We start from the raw sequence: 20,058 nt of genomic DNA on the forward strand, positions 1-20,058 counted from the left end.
AAACCAATCGCCGCTAAACGACCATTCCATAGTTCAGCTTGAGGAGTCCAACCGTAGACGAAAGCATTACGATCAATACCGTTATATTCAGTAGCAACTGTTGGCAAATTCGTGGAGGAGCGAGTTTCCATTGTTTGATTCCAAACTTATTTGTTACTTAACTTAACGTTAGCTATTTATTGATAGATTGCTTTCCGTCTGTAGGTACAAACTCCAAGCACTTCTTGTGGACGATTAAAAAAAGCCTGAAAGTCTTAACATCTCCACCTTCAGAGGGTGATAAAAATCATATTTGTAAATAAATGTAAATTACTATTAACTAAATTTTGCTTAGGCTAAGATTAAAACATAGTAATTTATCTAGTTTTAATAAATAGGAATTAAACGCCTAAATTTGGTAATAAATGGGCGTTTTGCTTTATTAATTCAACAAATATCCTAAAAATTAAATCTTATGGATAAACAAACTTCTACCCGACGCTAGATATATTGTTCAAACTTCAGATGGATGCTGAAATCGCCTAAATTCCAGGATTCTGAGATTTACGAGAGTTAGGTATGGCGATAGTTACAGACATAAATTTCATAGTTGCTGCTCACACCATTCTTAAATCCCTCCAAAGTTAAACTTTAAAAGAAGGAAATACAATGATTCAAAGTACGGGAATTATGTTGGGACTCTACAAACCATTATTATGGGTAGCACAAATTTCTGTAGATCCCTCAAGCGTCACGCCAGCGCAGGCATCGGTGCTGACATCCGGGCCACGCTTTTTTGTCGCCTTAATCTCCGGCGTGATTCTCGCTTTTGCTTTTCAACTAGTGCTAACAAATCTCTCCGTTGCAGCGGGTATTTCCTACCTCGGACATTCATCCGATTCGGATGCAAATCATGGGGAAACTGGCAGTTTTGGCGGAACCATTCGCAAAATTGGCACGGCGGTGGGAATTTGGACACTAGTTACCGTCACCATCGCCTTATTAATTGCCAGTTTCTTAGCAGTAAAATTAAGCTTAGTTATTTTCGATCCCAGACTAGGAGCCATTCTTGGTTTAGTAATTTGGGGCGCATACTTCTTATTACTAGTATGGGTAAGTTCCACTACCGTAGGTTCCTTAATTGGTTCAGTGGTTAACACTGCTACCTCCGGTTTTCAAGCGATTATGGGAACTGCAACCGCCGCCCTTGGTGCTAAAGCCGTCAATCAGCAAGTAGTCGCCACCGCAGAAGCTGCCGCAGCTGCTGTACGGCGCGAATTAGGCAGTGCTATTGACCCTATCAGCATTCGGGAAAATGTTGAAGATTATTTAGAAAAGCTGCGTCCCCCCGAACTGGATATATCAAAAATTCGCGGTGAATTTGAAAAATTACTCAACGATCCGCAATTAAAAGCGATCGCCGGGAGTCCTGATTTACGCAACATCGACCGCCAAAAATTTATTGATTTAGTCAGCAGTCGCACTGACCTTTCTAAACGAGACGTTAAGCGCATCGCAGATACACTATACAGTGTTTGGCAACAGGTAGTAGGACAACAGCCACCTGTTCAAGACCGCCTTGGTGAGTTAGTTGACTATCTCAAATCTTTACCACCAGGACAAACTAGAACCGACGAACTGAACGCCAAACTAGAACAGTTAATTGCTGAAACTCGTTCTGCTAAGGATGCTGACCAAAAGGCAACCCAAGAATCTACCCCCGGCCCTGTTCAGCGGACATTGCAACAAGGATTCACAGCCCTGACGGGGATTGTTTTGGGACGAACTGATTTATCAGATATCGATGTCGAAAAAATCTGGCAATCTTTGGCTACAGCTAAAGATAAAGCCACAGAACAAGCAGATAAACTAGGGCTGCCTGTACCATCCCAACCTTACAGCCCAATTCGCGCTGATATCGAAAACTATCTGCATAACACCTTTGCTTGGCAACTCAGCCAAGAAAGAATCGCTCAAGAATTCCGCGATGTCATCTATGACCCAGCGGCTGATCCTGGCATAATTAAAAGAGAATTAGACCGTTTTTCGCGCAATGATTTTGTGAATATCCTGCAACAGCGAGGATTACTCACTCAAGCCGAAATTGGGCGAATTGCCGATCGCCTAGAAGCTGTGCGTCAATCAGTCTTAGTCACAGTTACAGCCGAAGAAGAAAGAGAAATTACTCAAGATTTGCAACGGCGAGTTGAAAGCTATTTGCTGGTGACACCAAAATCGGAGTTGAATGCGGAAGGAATTGAAAAAAATTTCCATTCTTTATTGTCAGACTCCGATGCAGATTTTGAAACTTTTTCTCGTCGCCTAGCAGTGCTTGACCGTGAGGAACTACGGAAAATCTTGCTAGAACGCAATGATGTTCAGGTATATGAAGTTGAACCAATTCTAGATGAGTTGGAAAAACAGCGCGATCGCGTTTTAATTGAAGCGCAAGGTATAGCAGAACAGGCAAAATATCAAGCAGAAACCCTGTGGTTGAATGTGGAATCATATCTGCGTAACACAGGCAAAGCTGAATTAAACCCTGATGCGATTCGTGCCGATCTCAAGCGATTATTAGAAGATCCCCAAGCCGGGATGAGTGCAATTCGGACGAGATTGTCTCGCTTTGACCGTGATACCTTAGTGCAGTTGTTGAGTCAGCGCCAAGACTTGAGCGAAGACCAAGTTAATAACATTATTAATACAGTAGAAGATTCTTGGCATAGTATTCGCCATGCACCCCAAGCTGTAGCCGACAAAGCCAAAGAGCAATATGATTCTGTGACTACGGTAATTACAGATTACTTGCGGAACACAGGGAAAGCAGAACTCAACCCCGAAGGAATTCAACGAGATTTAAATCGTTTGTTTGAAAATCCTAAAGAAGGTGCAGTTGCACTGCGTCGGCGGTTATCTCAAGTAGACCGAGATACCTTAGTCAAATTGCTGAGTCAACGTCAAGACTTGAGTGAAGAACAAGTCAACCAAGTGATTGACTCTGTGCAAACATCAATCCGTAATGTTGTACGTGCGCCGCGCCGTCTGGCGACTCGCACACAGCAAAGAATGGACACATTCAAAGCTTATTTAGAAGAATATCTGCGGCAAACTGGTAAAGAAGAACTCAACCCCGAAGGTATTAAACGTGACTTGCAATTATTGTTGCATGATCCACGGGTAGGAGTAGAAAGTTTGAGCGATCGCTTGGCTCATTTTGACCGTTCCACCATCATCGCCTTGCTGAAGATTCGGGAAGATATGAGCGATGAAGAAGCCGCCAGAATTGCCGATAACATTGTCTCGGTACGTGAGCAATTTGTCGAGCAAGTCCGGGGTATTCAACGGCGGATACAAGATGTGATTGACGGCATTTTTGGCCGCATCCGTAACTATCTCAACTCCTTAGATCGCCCAGAACTCAACTACGATGGCGTTAAGCGCGATGTTAGGCAGTTATTTGAAGATCCCCAAGCGGGATTTGATGCCTTGCGCGATCGCTTATCTGCATTCAACCGTGATACTTTAGTTGCCATCATGAGTTCCCGTGAGGATATCTCTGAGGAAGATGCCAACAGGATTATTGATCAAGTTGAACGCGCCCGCAACACAGTGTTACAACGTGCTGAACGCCTGCAACACGAAGCCCAACGCCGCCTAGAAGAAGTCAAGCATCAAGCCCAAAAGCAAGCCGAAGAAACCCGCAAAGCCGCAGCCTCAGCCGCTTGGTGGTTATTTGCTACAGCCGTCGTTTCTGCTATTTTCGCCGCATTTGGTGGAGCGATCGCTGTTACTCCCATAGGCTAACAAGTTGTCTCCGCTAAAGTTTCAGCCTCCCAATATGGGAGGCTTTTTTATCAGTTTACAATCCAAAATCGTCTTGAAAAGTTTGCTCAAGTCGGGGAACCCGCCCACGCAACGCCAGTTGCTACAACGGAGGGAACCTCCGCAACGCACTGGCTCAACTTTCCGCAAAGTCTAAAATCCAAAATTGATATAACGCAGACGTACTCTCACAAGACGCAACCATCGCAGCCAAACTTGTGCAGGTTGCTCAAAGAAAGTAAAAATATCCCCAAAGCCCAGGTTAGTTTTATGATGGTGTAGCCAGTGTCTTTCGGGAGTTGTAATGAAGAGAAATTGGCACACAATATTCACAATATTTGGAGTTTGCCAACCTAAAATACTAACGTGTCTCCACCATACATGAAACTGCCCTAATAGCAGTCCAGAAATTACACCAATGGGAGAGAAAGACCAAAGCATAACTGCCATAATTAAATAAGGCAAAGCTCCCAAAATACCATCTAACAGTACCTGAAGATTTAACGTTAATATGGCATAGTGGCGAAAATCTTTCTTCCAAGAATGATGTGTTCTTAAGTGGAGGCTACCAAAAACATGCTCAGGTATGTGGTAAACAAATGTAGATAAAAAATCCCCAAAAAACAATAATAGCCAAGCAACAACGATAGCCTCAAGCATTTGTACTCCTCACGTTCAATCAAAAAATCCACACAAAAAATCCCAAGATGATGGTTGATGCTGGGCAGCATCTCATCTTTTTTAGGTCTAGACTTCAGTATTTGAAAGTTTTATGAATGTGCGATTTTGAATTTATTCAACCGCATGAATAACTCCCATTTGACTTCTGTCTAAAATTAATTCCACAGCTACATCTAAAACTTGATAGATTTAGTGTATTTTATGGTCGCTACCCCATAATCTTCTGATGAAGACAGACAGTATGAGCAAAGGATGAGTTAAAATTAGTACAAATTTAGGTTAAGGTTTTTCGCAAAATTATTTAGAAAAAATTAACTACGAACTTAAAATAAAGCATGAGATTTAGTCAGCCCACTACAGCAAATCAGTGATAGAAAATTGTCGCTGGCGATCGAGTTCTTGAAGTTTGATTTTTTCGGTGTAGAATGCCTGATAATACGATCGCCATTTTTCTGGTTCTGTTTCTGGATCAGTTTCTTGCCACAGTTCTAAAAAGTAACGATAGCGCTTTTCGCGCAATACTCTCTCCATACAAGCCGTTGCAGCTTGCACAACTTGCGGGGTACGTAAGATTTCTTTTTTACCTGTCTCATTCAAATGAAACAGATGGGAGATTAATTCTATTTCTTCAGCTAATTCTAAGTATCTGTCTTGTAAACTTGAGATTAAATTAACTTGCCCGTTTGTTAATTCGACAATCTGCCGCCACAAAGAACGATGGTGAGACAGGCTAAAATCTAAATTTCGTTCTTCAAGTTCGTGAATAATTGCTGGGCGCTGTTCGGGACAATGCAGGTATATCCTCAGTAATAAAGCTTCAGCATGTTCTAAAAGACTGCGTTCTATGTTGGGTATGGGAGATGGGGATGTTTTTTTACTACCCCATTGTCTCTGTGTGGATACTGGCTGAGAATAAGCAGCAGTCGTCGGCGCAATTTGAGTTAATAGATTTTCTGCTCTTAACGATATCAAGTTTGTATCGCCCAAACTGAGAATTTCGGCACAACGACCCACATAATAGTTGCGCGTATCATTATTAGTGATATTCTTCAGTAATTTTACTATCTGCTGAGTTACCTGCTGAAAATCTGTAGCCTGTTTTAAGTCTCTATCTTGAGTAACTTGCTGAATTTGCCAATCTAACCAAAGTGGCGCATTTTTCAACAATTCTTGGTATTCTGCTGTACTGTGGCTGTGCAAATATTCATCAGCATCTTTACCATCTGGGATATTGAGAATCTTAAGTTGGACTTCACCTTTATATGCTAAATCTGCAATTTCGCCGATCGCCCGTTCCGCTGCATTTGTCCCGGCTTTATCAGCATCAAAGTTGAGAACTAACTGTTTAGAGTCGGTGTAACGTAGTACCAAGCGGACTTGTTCTAAACTCAAAGCTGTACCCAGAGAAGCGACAGCGTTATTAATCCCCGCTGCGTGGAGAGCGATCGCATCAAAATATCCTTCTACTACCACGGCTTGGTCGAGTTGAGCAATCCCGGCTTTGGCTAAGTCGATGGCGAATAAGGTTTTACCTTTATTAAATAGTTCCGTTTCTGGGGAATTGAGATATTTTGGCTGTTCCTCAGTCAATGTGCGTCCACCAAACGCAATCACGCGCCCTTGAATATCACGAATGGGAATCATCAGGCGATCGCGGAATACATCATAATAACCGCCCCCCTCCTTACGCGGCTTAATCAATCCCGCCTTTTCTACCAACTGCACTGGATAATGTTTATTTTCCACCAAATAGCGATATAGCGTTTCCCAACCTGCGGGGGCGTAACCCAAGCCAAACTGCCCAATTGTTTCTTCCTTGAGTTGACGCTGAGAAAGTAAATACTGCAACGCCTTTTGCGCTTGGGTTTGGCGCAAAGCGTGTTGATAAAAATTTGCTGTGGCTGCGAGAACTTCATATAACTGTTCACGCAATGACATTTGACGCTGTAATTCTTGTCTTTGTTCAGGTTCGAGGGTTTGTACACTCACTTGGTAGCGCCGCGCCAAATCCAGCACTACTTCTATGAAGGACTGTTTCCCCAAATCCATCAAAAACTTAAAGGCATTACCACTAGCTTGACAGCCGAAGCAATAATACATTTGCTTACCCTGGCTGACTGTAAAGCTAGGACTTTTCTCATTATGGAACGGACACAACCCGACAAAATCTTTACCACGCTTGCGTAAAACTACGTGTTCTGAGACAACATCTACAATGTCAGCACGTTGTTTAATTTCCTCAATTGTGTCTGGGTGCAAGCGGGGGATGTGCATATTAGTCATTTGTCAATGGTCATTAGTCAATGGTCAACACAATGGACTATTGACTAATGACCATTGACTCTTAATAACTATTATATTCTTGTGGCTAGGCGAAGAATTATGTATAAAATTGCTTACGCTTAATTTTTTAAGAGGAAATACTGAAGATGGGGCGTATATTTATTTCGGCGGCTCACGGAGGCAAAGAAGCAGGAGGAATCGATCCAGGTTCCATCGCTGGGGGAACCACCGAAGCTAGAGAAATGATTCTGCTGCGGGATTTAATTGTCACAGAACTGCGGGCGCGGACTTTTGAAGTTTTAGCAGTTCCTGATGATTTAAGTGCGGCTGACTCCATCGCTTGGATAAATTCTCGTGGTCGTCGGGGTGATGTCGCCCTAGAAATTCATGCGGATGCAGCCAGTAGCCCAACTGTACGTGGGGCTAGTGTATTTTATATTGCCAATAATAATGAGCGTAAAAGTAATGGTGAACTGCTGTTAGTCGGTTTGTTACGCCGCATTCCTCAATTACCGAATCGTGGAGTTAAGCCAGATACAGATAGCGGCTTGGGACGTTTAGCCTTTTGTCGTCAAACTACACTGCCTTCATTATTAATGCAAGTCGGATTTCTCAGCAGTCCTGATGACCGCGCCTTGCTGCAAAATCGTCGCCGTGATTTTGCGTTAGGTATTGCTGATGGGCTGGCTTCTTGGAGTCGGGTAATTGACCCCACACCAGGAACCCCAACAGAACCAACTTATCCATCTATTAATATCAACATCAACGGTCAGAACTACTCAGAACAAGGAATATTAGTCAATGGTAATGCTTATATTCCTATTGATTTAGTAGATCGGTTGCGAATTGACTTAACAACAGCACAGAATGTCAACCGGGTTACTTACCGCAGAGTAGTGTATGTGAAAGCTGTAGAATTACGAGATTTTAATATTTCTGTTGCGTGGGATGGCGGAACGCGCACTGTTAACTTACGTTCAATTTTAGTGATTTGCAAAGGTCAAATGGATCAAATTATTTCCCGTGGAAATACTTCAGAAGTGCAGCTACAACTATTTTTGCGAAATAACAATGAAAATGCTTTAGCCAAGTTTCCTGATTTACCAAAACTTTATCGAGAAGAAGCCACAATCGAAGGTGTCAACTATGATATTGCTTTTTGTCAAATGTGTTTAGAAACCGGATTTTTACGGTTTGGTGGTGATATTAGAGCAGAACAAAATAATTTTGCTGGACTTGGTAGTATTGGTGGTGGCGCAGCCGCAGCTTCCTTTGAAAGTGCCAGAATTGGAGTGAGGGCGCATATTCAACATTTAAAAGCTTACGCTAGTTTAGAACCTTTGGTGAATGAAGTTGTTGACCCCAGATTTCGCTTTGTGACTCGCGGAATTGCGCCGTTAATTAGTCAACTTTCTGGTCGTTGGTCAGCAGATTTAGACTATGGTGCGAAGATTACCGCTATGCTACAACGGTTATACGAATCGGCTGGTTTAATGTAATAATTTTTCAAACGCAGAGCAACGCGAAGTCAGCACAAAGTATCGCTGAGTTTTTTTTAAGAGAGTTGACGTGACTTACATTGATGGGGGAAGAATACCTAGTTGTTGCATCAAAGCCATGATATCGGCTTGTCCCCAGTGTTCAGCGATTTTGCCATCAACAATCTGGTCTATGTGCATCACGGCAAATTTAACTTGCTGACCTGTGGGCGGAAAACCTAGTAATTCTCCCTGATGAGTTCCGCTGAATGTGCCACGGGTGACAACTTTATCATTCTCAACAATCACATCTGCAAATGTATGCTTCCCATCGGGGAACGCAGTACGCATCATCAGCCCATACTCTATAAAGCCATCTAAATCGAGAGGTTCGGATGCGCCTGTTGTATGGGCTGTAAAATTTGCGGCAATGATTTTTTTTGCTTGTTCAACACTGCCATTGTCAAAGGCTTGGTAGAATTCCAGGGCAATGGCTTTGTTTTGTGCGGTAGACATGGTTGGAGTACTGACAGGATATTAAGCATTTAAATACCCTTAGATTTATCTATAGTCAAGCTTAAACACTATTAAAATCGCTGACCTATACCTAGATGGACTTTACTTTCTCCTTGGTCGTTAACGCCGTAGTCAGCCCGAATTAGCCCTAGTGGGGAATCTAAACGCACACCTGCACCATAACCAAAACCGTAGCCTGGTTTATCACGCGCACCCGCGGGGTCTCCTAAAACGGTGCTACCAGAACCTAAATCTGAGCCGAAGTCGGCAAATAACACACCGCCAACTATGGGTAAGATGGGGAAGCGGTACTCTGCGGAAGCTAAAACGTAACTGCGTCCACTCCCAACTTTGCCACCATCGTAACCGCGCACAGAGTTGGAACCACCTAAATTAAAGGCTTCGTACGGTGGTAAATCGCCAATGACTGTACCCGCTTGGACGTTTAAAGCAAATACTTGCGGTTGTTTACTGTCATATACCTTGACGGGTACATATTGGCTGAAATTGGCGGTGACGCGGTTGAGGGAAATATTACCTTGGCCGATGGGGATAGATTGTTCTGTACTTAATTTGAGTAAGGAACCTTGAGTTGGGTTGAGTGGGTTATTTCTGTTGTCTTTGGCGGCGGTAAAAGATACGGTAGTTAAGTCATCAATACCTGTACCGCTGGCAGATAGGGGGTTATTTTGGGCATCGGTGGCGGTAACATTACCTTGGCGATCGCGGATTGTGGTTCTGGTATAATTCAATCCGAGAGAAGCATCCCAACCGTCAATTGGTCTTTGCAAGCTGACACTCCCGCCAATTTGCCCTTCTCGCACTTTATCGCCGTTGGCTAATTTGATGGTGTCGTCAAAGGTTTCAGAAAGTTCTTGGCGACGGAAGCCGTTGACGGTGTATCCTAGGCGATCGGGATTGTTGGGGCGATAAGGGTTGATTAATTTCCCATCAAATTGTAAGTCACGGCTACTTAAACCCACATTCAAATTTAAAATATTGTTCTTTCCGGCAACATTCTGGTCTTGATAATTAACAGTACCAATGATTCCTTGATCGGCGTTATAACTACCACCTAAGTTAATCGCCCGTGCGCCATTTTCTTTGAGTTCATAAACTAAATCTAACTTGGTGGCATCACCTTCTAAAGCAACATTTACACTAGAAAATAAGCCTGTGCGATATAGTTGCTGAATATCTTGTTGGACTAATTTTTCTTGAAATATTTGCCCTGATTTGAGTTGAATTTGCTGCCGTAAAAAGTCTGGTTTGGTGCGTCCGCTAACAGGATTACCTTTGCTATCAACGGTTTTACCTTCGTCGTTGACAAAACGAAATTTAATCTCACTTACCAAACCTTCAGCGACGTTAATGTTAAGAATTACCTCACGACTGGGTTTAATGGATAGCACCCGCGCCAAGTTATAACCGTTGTCGGTGTACCATTTGTTGACCTGTTCTACAGCTTTTTGCAATCCCGCGGGACTGATGGCGCTATTGAATTGGGGTTGGAACCGTTCGAGAACAGTTTGATAAGTTAGTACCTTGGCACCGGAAAGTTGTAGCGATCGCACTATGACTGGTTGCACCTGATAGGTTACACTCAACCCTGTGGCGGTGCTGCGGCTGTTGACGTTGGCAGTGGTAAATAAACCAGTTTCTAAAATTGCGGCGACATCTTGTTGTAACTGGTTTTGGCTGGTGTCTCCCCCAGGCTGGGTTTTGATGACTTGGCGGACAATTTCTTGCAATTCGGGAGTTGCGCCTACTATCTGGACATCTGTCGCTGTGACGACTAAGTTATTATCTGTCGGTAAAGTAGTCTTGTTTTGATTAACTGGAGTTAGTACGACTGGCGAATTTTTGTTAGTACCTTTGGTATTTGAAGAAAACTGCGGCACTATGACAGTTTCTGGTGATGCAATTGCTTGTATGCGTGTGGGAGTTTCTTCAATTACCGGAACTACTACGTCTTTTTTCGTCTCGTTGGCTGGGGTAGTTGGTGCAGCTAGGGCTTGTTGAGTGACATTACTAGCCGCTAAAGTAGCTAAAGTTAAAATTGCTGTTTTAGAAATTTGCATAACAAATAATTACTAATTCGTAATTCGTAATTAAAGGATGCAAGCCTACGCCACTGGCTGAGTAAAAACAGCCGTGGTTCCCTCAATTTATTGACGGAAGTAATAAGCTTTAAGCCCTTAGCTAACTTCTATGGGTTAATTACGAATTATCAATTACAAATTATTTTGACAGTAAATCTTGATGTTTTGTTTCTTATGAGTCAGTCACCATCTACAAGTTCTCGGTTACGCTTACTGGTTTTAAGTAACGGTCATGGCGAAGATATAATAGCAGTCCGAATTTTGCAAGCTTTTCAGGAACAAGCAAACCCACCAGAAATTTTTGCTTTACCGTTGGTGGGAGAAGGACACGCCTATCAAAATTTGGGTATTCCTTTGATTGGTTCGGTGCGGACGATGCCTTCTGGTGGTTTTATATATATGGATAACCGTCAACTGATGCGAGATGTGCGCGGCGGTTTAGTGCAGTTGACTCTCAGCCAAATTCAAGCAATGCGGCGGTGGGTGAGTTCGCAAAAAAAATCAGGTAAGTCAGCGGGGATTTTAGCGGTGGGTGATATTGTCCCGCTGTTGTTTGCCTATTTTAGTGGCGCGAATTATGCTTTTGTCGGCACGGCAAAATCTGAGTATTATGTGCAGGATGAAACAGGATTGTTACCACGTAAATCAAAATCTGCCCGTTGGGAAAATTTTTCTGGTTCAATTTACCATCCTTGGGAACGTTGGTTGATGAGTCGTCGCCGTTGTCGGGCGGTGTTTCCCAGAGATGCTTTGACTACACAGATATTAAAACAATGGCCAATTCCGGCTGTGGATGTGGGAAATCCGATGATGGATGGTTTAGCGCCAAGCTTTGGGATGCAACGATTTTATACTGTTGATACCCAACAAAAAGAACTCGCACGACCCTTAGTTGTGACTCTGCTTCCGGGTTCTCGCCCACCAGAAGCTTATAATAATTGGCAAGTGATTCTGGAGGTTGTCTCTGCGTTGCTGGCAAGTTTTCAAGAACGAGATGCAGTTGGGCATACTTCTGGTAATGTGGTGTTTTTAGCGGCGATCGCACCCAGTCTCGATACCAGCCAATTAACTTCTAGCTTACAGGTTCAAGGCTGGCGACCCCACACGGAATCCCCAATTTCTCTACCTGATGCCAATACTTTAATCTTTAAGCAACGCAATGCCTATTTACTCATCTCCCAACAAGCTTATAACGATTGTTTGCATTTGGGCGATGTGGCGATCGCAATGGCAGGAACTGCTACAGAACAATTTGTTGGTTTAGGCAAGCCTGCGATCGCCATTCCCGGTCAAGGGCCACAATACAACTATGCTTTTGCTGAAGCCCAAAGTCGTCTTTTAGGAGAGTCTTTGATTTTAATTGAACAGCCAGCCCAAGCAGCGAAGGTGATGCGATCGCTGCTACAAAACCCTGACAGCTTACAAGTTATCGCTGAGAATGGTTTGCGGCGAATGGGTCAACCGGGTGCTGCACGGCGAATTGCTGATTGTTTAGCCGAAAGATTAGTTTTAAAAAGCAAAAAGTAAAAAGGTAAAAGATTCTTTTGTTTGAGAGTAAAGTGCTAATTTTTGAGCATCAATCCAGTAACTACAGCTATAACTTTTGCCTTTTGCCTTTTAACTTTTAACTTCTCTATGCGACTAATCCAGAACGTAAAGCACGTACGGCGGCTTGGGTACGGTCATCAGCACAGAGTTTATTTAAGATGTTGCGGACGTGGGTTTTCACTGTCCCAACGGTGATATAGAGTTTCTCCGCGATTTGACCGTTGCTGCATCCAGCGACGATTAATTCTAAAATTTCTAATTCTCGTTGGGTGAGAGGATAGGTTTCTAGAACTTGCTCGTATTCTGTGGCTAATGCTTCGATTTTCACGGTCTTGGGCTGATCACCTTTTTGGTTTTCCCCTGGTATACCTTGGCGCATTTTGCGTAATACCACATTGGCGATCGCCGGATCAATCCAGGAGTTACCACCGTGAGTTGCTTGGATGGCCTCTGTTAACTTGCTAATGCTGGTTTCTTTCATGTAATAAGAGTCTGCACCAGCCGCAAACGCCGCTAATACCGCATCCTCTGTGTGATCCATTGTCAAGATCAGGATTTTGGTAGCTGTTTGTCCTGTCTCGGCTTGATAACGTCTATATTTGCGGGTGAGTTCAATCCCATCCATGTCAGGTAAGCCAATATCTACCACTGCTACATCTGGCTTGGCTGTTTCTAATAGTTTCATTCCTTGGGTGGCATTTGCTGCTTCCCCAATTACTTTTAATCCGCTGTGAGACTGCAATGCAGCCTTCAGACCCATTCTTGTAAGATCGTGATCCTCAATTAAAATAATGCTGATTTCGTTCATTGCTACACTCACTCTTCATTGATTGCGTCTTTTAATAAGTACCGCTTTTGTCAGCCACTTTATCTATGTTTTCCCAAACCAAAGATAGATGATCTTGCAAACGGCTTGCATCCACCGATAGAAGTAGGATTTTTGAATTTTTTCAAATAGATAGATTTAAATATCTAGCCTGAGATATATGGATATTGTACAACCAAATATGAAATATTTGTGGCAATTTATCGCTTTTAACAACCTTTAATGATGATTCACAAAATAGTCGATACCCCGAATATTTAATCATAATTAGTAGCTGAAAAGCTGAACAAAATGGATAAATTAGAAAAACTTAAAATTGCTTTAGCTAATAGTCAACACTCGCAATTTCTCAAACATATTTTGTCTGACACTATCAAATTCATCGGATTAATGCAACCAGAGGGCAACCTCCTAGAAATTAATCAGTCAGCGTTAAATTTTTGTGGATTGACTAGTAGCGACGTACTGGGTAGACCTTTATGGGAAGCTCGCTGGTGGCATAACTCGTCGCTTACCCAAGAAGCGATAAAAATAGCCGTTGCTTGTGCCGCCACAGGTGAATCTGTACATTACGAAGTTGAGATATTAGGAGCAGGCGATCGCTTATTAACTTTTAATTTTTCCATTAAGCCGATCACTAATCAACAAGGACAAATTATTTTTTTAATTTTACAAGGTCAAAATCTGCCTGACTCACCCACTGCTGATGATCAATCTGCGGTCTCATTACCGCATCACTCCCCAGAAATTGCTGAGAGTAATTTAAGGCAACGCCAGCTAAATGAACAAAAATTACGACACAATGAGCATCGTTACGCTTCCTTAGCACAAATGTCACCAGTCGCCATTTTTCGCACAGATTTGTCAGGTAACTACCTTTATGTGAATGAGCGATGGTGTGAATTAGCTGGTTGTGCGGCAGAATTCTCCTTTGGTCAAGGTTGGCGTAGGGCGATTCACCCCGATGATTTGGCACTGGTAGATCAGGCCTGGCGACGCAGTGTCCCAGATTTACAGCCTTTGCGATGTGAATTTCGCTTTCGCCATTCTCCAGACAAGATTGTATGGGTGTTTTGTCAAGCCGTGGCGGAAACTCAAGCTAACGGCGCAGTGATTGGCTATATCGGCACAGTCATTGATCTAAATGAACAGCAACCCACCCAGCAAGCTTTAGAAGAAAGCGAAGCCAGATTTCGTATCATGGCAGATACCGCACCTGTAATGATTTGGATGTCTGGTCTGGATCAAGGCTGTACATTTTTTAATCAAGGCTGGTTAGAATTTACTGGCCGCACAATAGTGCAAGAGTTAGGTAACGGTTGGGCGGAAAGCGTTCATCCAGAAGATTTGGCACGGTGTATCAATATTTATACAACGGCATTTGATGCCCGCAACTCATTTGTGATGGAGTATCGCCTGCGCCGATTTGATGGGGAATATCGCTGGGTTTTAGATACAGGTACACCAAGGTTTTCTCAGAATGGTGTGTTTGTCGGGTTTATTGGTTCATGTATTGATATTAGCGATCGCAAACAAATCGAACTATCACTCCAAGAACGTACAAAAGAACTGACTGACTTAAATACAGTCCTAACCCAAACTACGGCTATTTTACAAAAGCGGAATCAGGAATTAGATCAGTTTGCTTATGTCGCCTCTCATGATTTAAAAGCACCACTGAGGGCGATCGCTAATCTCTCACAATGGTTAGAAGAAGACCTGAATGGTCAACTCCCCCAAGAAAACCAGCAACAGTTAAATTTGTTGCGTGGTCGAGTCCAGCGCATGGAAGGATTGATTAATGGTTTGTTGGAATACTCGCGGATTGGGCGTATTCATACCGATTTGTGTTGGGTAAATGTCGGCGAATTACTCCAAGAAGTAATTGATTTTGTTTCACCACCAGCAACTTTTAAAATTGAAACTGCATCAAATATGCCTATTTTGATGACGAAGCGGATGCCACTACAACAAGTATTTACCAATTTGATCGAAAATGCGATTAAGCATCACTCGCGCCTTGATGGTCAGGTCAAGATTTCTGTAACCGACCAAGGTAGCCACTACAAATTTACTATTGCCGATGATGGGCCTGGTATTGCCCCAGAATATCAGCAGAAAGTGTTTAGCATCTTTCAAACTTTAACTGCCCGCGATCGCCAGGAAAACACAGGCATTGGATTGGCGATCGTCAAAAAAATTGTGGAAACAGAAGGCGGTACGATCAATTTAGATTCAAACTCTGGTATCGGCAGCAGTTTTCACTTCACCTGGAAGAAACAATCACAAGAGTAAAACTGCTCAAGCCGAGGGTGCAAAATATTTGTTTACAACTCTCACCAATGACTGAGGACAGGCATTAACAGGCTCATTTACAATAATAGTGAGCTTAATCAGGCTTTTCTCGTTAATGATTATGCAGTTATTAATTACTAACTTTAAAAATATCATTAAGTAATTAAATGCTAATAATCAAATTTATATTAATTAGTGATTTATTTGACAAAAACAAAATTTCTAATTAGTTCCTAAAAAGATGATAGAAAGAGTTATTAATATACTACTAGTGGAGGATGATGAAGTTGATGTCATGAATGTCAAACGGGCATTTAAGAAAGTTAATATTACCAATCCCATTTATCTAGCAAGTAATGGTTTAGAAGCCCTCGCTATGTTACGGAGTAATGAAGATCAATCTCCCTGCTTACCAACTGAGAGAAGATTAGTTTTACTAGATTTAAATATGCCAAAAATGAACGGCATTGAATTTCTCCAAGAATTGCGTTCCGATCCCAATTTATGCACAACGCCTGTAGTTGTGATGACGACCTCAAACCAGGATCAAGATAGGGTACAAGCCTATAACTTAAATGTTGCTGGTTATATCCTCAAACCTCTCACATTCAATAAATTTGTCGATACAATGTCCGCCCTAAACAAATACTGGATATTGTGTGAACTACCTTAATTTACTAAAAGTTGATAGGAAATATGTACACCAGAGGAGGTAATAAATACAAAGCCAACTAAAATAATCATTTAAGATTGAGAACATTCCGCAAGATAATTCCCAAATCGGGATATTATTAATGAATAGACAAATGTCCCCAAAATATAATTTTTTTAAAACTCTTATATCCAAACATTTAACTCAACTCTCACACTTTTTATTTGGATAGCTTGAAAATAAAAATGATATACCTCAAATCGCATTGGACAGCGAAAAAAAAAGCAAATGGAAGAAACGCTGAGAATTTTGGTTGTAGATGATGATGAAGTAGACCGGATGGCAGTACGCCGCGCCTTGATGCAAGCAGGTGTCAAAATGGAACTGTCGGAGGCTGGTAATGGCCATGAAGCACTACTCGCTTTGACAAATACCACATTTAACTGTGTTTTCCTAGATTATCGCTTACCAGATCAAGATGGCTTAACACTGATTCACAGGATACACGCATCAGAAATCAAAGTTCCTTTAGTTGTTCTGACAGCACAAGGAGATGAACAAATTGCTGTCGAATTGATGAAAGCTGGTGCTACAGACTATCTTTCTAAATCACGCGTATCTTCAGAAACATTGGCACAAGTTTTACGCAATGCTATGCGAGTATATCGCGCCGAAATGCAAGCAAATTTAGCACTCCAACAGTTAAAAGAAAGTCACGAACAACTCATCCGCAAAAATCAAGAACTCGAAAGACAACGGCAACAAATTCAACTACAAAACTTCAAGTTAATCGAAGCATCAAGACTAAAAACGCAATTTTTAGCTACGATGTCTCACGAATTGCGAACACCAATGAATGCGATTATTGGGTTTTCGCAAATATTATTGCGGCCAAAATTTGGTCAATTAACACCTCAACAAACTGATATGGTTGAGAGGATTCTGAATAACGGCAAGCATTTATTGATGTTATTAAATGAAGTTCTAGACTTTTCTAAATTGGAAGCCGGAAGATTAGAATTAAAATCTGAATTATTTGATTTAACAAAAGTAGTTAATGCAACTGTTACCGAGATGCAATCCCTAGCGGAAGCTAAAAAAATAGCTTTGCAAATACAGATAAATTTAGAAAACCCTTGGGTATTTAATGATTCGGTACGTGTACGCCAAATATTAATCAATTTGCTATCGAATGCGATTAAGTTTACCGAAACAGGTTCTATTTGGGTAGAAGTTAAAGAACTTCCTGAGAATCGGATAGCGATCGCAGTTCGTGATACAGGTATTGGCATAGCACCCAAAGATTTTCAACACATTTTTGAAGCCTTCCGCCAAGTCGATCAAAGTCTGACGCGGAAATATCCGGGTACAGGATTGGGTTTAGCTATTGTCGATTCCTTAGTCAGGATGATGCGTGGCATCATCTTTATCGAGAGTGAATTAGGAGTTGGTTCAATGTTTAAAGTGGAACTACCGCGACAAATATTATCCCAAAATGGAGCCGGAAACATCCCGGCTTTAAATGTTGATGGTGAAAATATTTTTTTCTCGGCTCATAATCCTCACCAATCTTCTCCTCAATCCCGTCGTTCATCGATGAGGTATCCTCACCTAAAACTATAAATCCCTAGCACAAAAGTAGATTAATCATGTCTGTAGTGGAAAAGCCTAAAATTGATCGGATTCTTGCTGTTGATGACACTAAAGATAACCTGATTTTAGTTCAAACAATTTTAGAAAGTGAAGGTTATCAAATTGATTTAGTTTCCGACGGTAAATCAGCTTTAAAATATGTGGAACAATCTCCGCCTGATTTAATTCTGCTTGATGTGATGATGCCAGGGATGGACGGTTATGAAGTTACTCGTCGCATTCGTCAGAACCCAGAAATTAAAAGTTATGTTCCGATTCTGCTAATCACCGCCTTTCATGAATCGAGTGTTGTGGAAGGACTTGACAATGGTGCTGATGATTTTATTCGCAAACCTTTTGATACAGATGAACTCTTAGCGAGAGTGCGATCGCTATTGCGACTCAAGCACAGTTTAGACGAACAGCAAAAAATGTCTCGCCAACGAGAAGACTTTGTATCACGCCTCACCCATGATTTGCGTACCCCCTTAGTAGCGGCTGATCGAATGCTGGGTTTGTTTCAAGACGAAACATTCTGCAAAATTTCGCCAGAAATGAAACAAGCGATTTCCGTCATGATTCGCAGCAACCAAAACTTAATGCAAATGGTCAATACCTTGCTAGAAGTTTATCGTCTAGAGGCAGGGAAAAAGACCTTTAACGATGAAGTTTGCAACTTACCAGAAATAGTTCAAGAAGTAGTTAGCGAATTATCACCCCTAACTAATGAGAAAAATTTATATGTAGAAGTAGACACCAGTGGTTTAGCGCCAAATCCCACAGATCCTGGTATTGTCATGGGTGATGCTTTAGAACTACGTCGAGTGTTCAATAACCTCCTCGGTAACGCCATCAAATTTACCGATACAGGCGGGATCACAATTCGCTTCTCGGAAGAAACAAGCAAACCTCAAGGTAAAACTTGGGTCATCATCACAATTGAAGATACAGGCTATGGTATCGCCCCAGAAGACCTAGCAGGAATTTTCGAGCGATTTCGTCAAGGCAGAAATAAGCGATCTGGTAGTGGTTTAGGACTACATCTCTCCTATAGAATTGCCGAAGCACACGGTGGTAATATTACAGTTGCCTCTGAACTGGGTAAAGGCAGTGTGTTTACAGTACGACTACCAAAAAGTCTTGAAGAAAACAAAGAGTAGCAAATTTGCCTTAATCCTGACACAGTTCATAACTGGAATGTGGCTCTAATTTTCCCCTGAGCAGACGACGCACAACCGTTTCTAAATCCTCAATTAAGAATGGTTTGCTGATGTAGTCATCAAATCCAGCCTGGAGGATGCGTTGTCGATCTTCTCTGGTGGCTAAAGCTGTAACCGCAAGTACGGGAATTTTGTAAGTTAGCGAATCGTTCTTAAGATAACGGACAACTTCAATCCCACTGAGACTAGGTAACAAAATATCTAGCATGATTAAGTCTGGCTGATACTCTTTAGCTACCACAAACGTTGAGGAACTGTCTGATTGACAGATGAATTGACAGCCTAGCGACTCAAGAGCATAACTAATTAGCAGGAGATTATCATCATTATCTTCCACTGCCAAAATTAAAGGCTTCTGAGAGTTCTGCTGCTTGCCATCACTGATGAATGAATGTGCTAGATACATCTTTTCTCCAGAAAAATCAATGGGGATTTCTCGTCTTTTTTGATATGGTAGACGAACCATCCCACAAGGGATAGGATGGAGTGGATTGAGAATTAGTTTTTATTTTAATTTCTGACAGTTGAGTGTCAATAGAAAAAATTTAACGCTTATAGTTTGAGCAGACACTTTTTGATTATAAGCAAAATTACATAATTTTTCGGCAAAAATTTATCATAATTTGATATAAAAAAATCTAATTTAGATTATGCTCTATTCTTGGGCGATCGCCAATCAAGTTAAAGATACAAACTCATAGGTATAGTTGCTTGGTAAGTCTATGGGCGATCGCCATTCATCCGCTACAAAAAATGCACTCTTCTCTTCAGTCTTTCCGTGTCAGCCTGAGAATATTTAGTACATTTTCTACTTAACTTTCTTCAATATTATTTCTCAGCTATTAACAGTAAAAAACTCAGAATAGGGATTTGCTCTTTGACGGCATCGCCTTCATATCTGAGTGTCATAATCTAATTTTATTTATAAAACTAAAATTAAACTAATTATGCACAATCAGTCAGAGAAACCAGTAATATCCAACAATTTACGAGATTGATACCATTTCACTAAAAAAATGATAAA

The 20,058-nt window shown here is 41.7% G+C and carries 13 protein-coding genes and 1 pseudogene; 7 read left to right on the plus strand and 7 right to left on the minus strand.

Features of this window, described 5'->3' with window-relative positions; translation table 11 throughout:
* A pseudogene (locus NCWK1_RS30265) lies at nt 1–131 on the minus strand (high light inducible protein); the annotation flags it as partial.
* A gap of 517 nt (nt 132–648) precedes the next feature.
* Between NCWK1_RS30265 and NCWK1_RS21445 the strand changes: the two are divergent.
* On the plus strand, nt 649–3,783 hold the full coding sequence (locus tag NCWK1_RS21445) for a hypothetical protein (RefSeq protein ID WP_103126109.1): 3,135 nt from the start codon (nt 649–651) through the stop codon (nt 3,781–3,783).
* A gap of 171 nt (nt 3,784–3,954) precedes the next feature.
* On the opposite strand, the gene NCWK1_RS21450 is transcribed toward NCWK1_RS21445, so the two are convergent.
* Entirely contained in the window at nt 3,955–4,461 is a 507-nt protein-coding gene (locus tag NCWK1_RS21450) for a fatty acid hydroxylase (RefSeq protein ID WP_096577237.1), read from the minus strand.
* A 375-nt stretch (nt 4,462–4,836) separates the two neighbouring features.
* Complete coding sequence (dnaG, locus tag NCWK1_RS21455) at nt 4,837–6,756, minus strand: DNA primase (RefSeq protein WP_103126110.1); 1,920 nt, start codon at nt 6,754–6,756, stop codon at nt 4,837–4,839.
* A 155-nt stretch (nt 6,757–6,911) separates the two neighbouring features.
* Here dnaG and tftA point away from each other — a divergent pair, with 155 nt between their 5' ends.
* Nucleotides 6,912–8,264, plus strand: coding sequence for a hormogonium tapered terminus morphoprotein TftA (gene tftA, locus NCWK1_RS21460; RefSeq protein ID WP_103126111.1), 1,353 nt, complete (start codon nt 6,912–6,914; stop codon nt 8,262–8,264).
* A 75-nt stretch (nt 8,265–8,339) separates the two neighbouring features.
* Here tftA and NCWK1_RS21465 read toward each other — a convergent pair whose 3' ends face one another.
* A complete protein-coding gene (locus NCWK1_RS21465) occupies nt 8,340–8,759 on the minus strand; it encodes an ester cyclase (protein WP_103126112.1) in 420 nt (139 codons plus the stop codon).
* Nucleotides 8,760–8,830: 71 nt separating this feature from the next.
* On the minus strand, nt 8,831–10,840 hold the full coding sequence (locus tag NCWK1_RS21470; RefSeq protein WP_103126113.1) for a BamA/OMP85 family outer membrane protein: 2,010 nt from the start codon (nt 10,838–10,840) through the stop codon (nt 8,831–8,833).
* Nucleotides 10,841–11,035: 195 nt separating this feature from the next.
* Between NCWK1_RS21470 and NCWK1_RS21475 the strand changes: the two genes are divergently transcribed.
* Nucleotides 11,036–12,388, plus strand: coding sequence for a lipid-A-disaccharide synthase-related protein (locus tag NCWK1_RS21475; protein ID WP_103126114.1), 1,353 nt, complete (start codon nt 11,036–11,038; stop codon nt 12,386–12,388).
* A 106-nt stretch (nt 12,389–12,494) separates the two neighbouring features.
* Here the strand turns inward: NCWK1_RS21475 and NCWK1_RS21480 are convergent, their stop codons facing one another.
* Complete coding sequence (locus tag NCWK1_RS21480) at nt 12,495–13,217, minus strand: response regulator transcription factor (protein WP_015115609.1); 723 nt, start codon at nt 13,215–13,217, stop codon at nt 12,495–12,497.
* Nucleotides 13,218–13,526: 309 nt separating this feature from the next.
* Between NCWK1_RS21480 and NCWK1_RS21485 the strand changes: the two genes are divergently transcribed.
* The 4 genes from NCWK1_RS21485 to NCWK1_RS21500 all read left to right on the plus strand — a co-directional run bounded on the left by NCWK1_RS21485 (nt 13,527) and on the right by NCWK1_RS21500 (nt 18,974).
* Nucleotides 13,527–15,530, plus strand: coding sequence for a PAS domain-containing sensor histidine kinase (locus NCWK1_RS21485; RefSeq protein WP_103126115.1), 2,004 nt, complete (start codon nt 13,527–13,529; stop codon nt 15,528–15,530).
* Nucleotides 15,531–15,771: 241 nt separating this feature from the next.
* Complete coding sequence (locus NCWK1_RS21490) at nt 15,772–16,203, plus strand: response regulator (RefSeq protein WP_103126116.1); 432 nt, start codon at nt 15,772–15,774, stop codon at nt 16,201–16,203.
* 267 nt (nt 16,204–16,470) lie between these two features.
* Nucleotides 16,471–17,805 (plus strand): ATP-binding response regulator, encoded by a 1,335-nt coding sequence (locus tag NCWK1_RS21495; RefSeq protein ID WP_103126117.1) that lies wholly within the window; start codon nt 16,471–16,473, stop codon nt 17,803–17,805.
* A gap of 26 nt (nt 17,806–17,831) precedes the next feature.
* The gene (locus NCWK1_RS21500; RefSeq protein WP_103126118.1) at nt 17,832–18,974 is read left to right on the plus strand and encodes a hybrid sensor histidine kinase/response regulator; all 1,143 of its coding nucleotides are present in this window, start codon (nt 17,832–17,834) and stop codon (nt 18,972–18,974) included.
* Nucleotides 18,975–18,984: 10 nt separating this feature from the next.
* On the opposite strand, the gene NCWK1_RS21505 is transcribed toward NCWK1_RS21500, so the two are convergent.
* Nucleotides 18,985–19,440 carry a response regulator gene (locus NCWK1_RS21505; RefSeq protein WP_103126202.1) on the minus strand — a complete coding sequence of 152 codons (456 nt, stop codon included), beginning with the start codon at nt 19,438–19,440 and terminating at the stop codon, nt 18,985–18,987.
* Between the last annotated feature and the right edge of the window lie 618 nt (nt 19,441–20,058).

Origin of the sequence: Nostoc cycadae WK-1, from assembly GCF_002897135.1 — a bacterium.
GTDB lineage: Bacteria > Cyanobacteriota > Cyanobacteriia > Cyanobacteriales > Nostocaceae > Nostoc_B.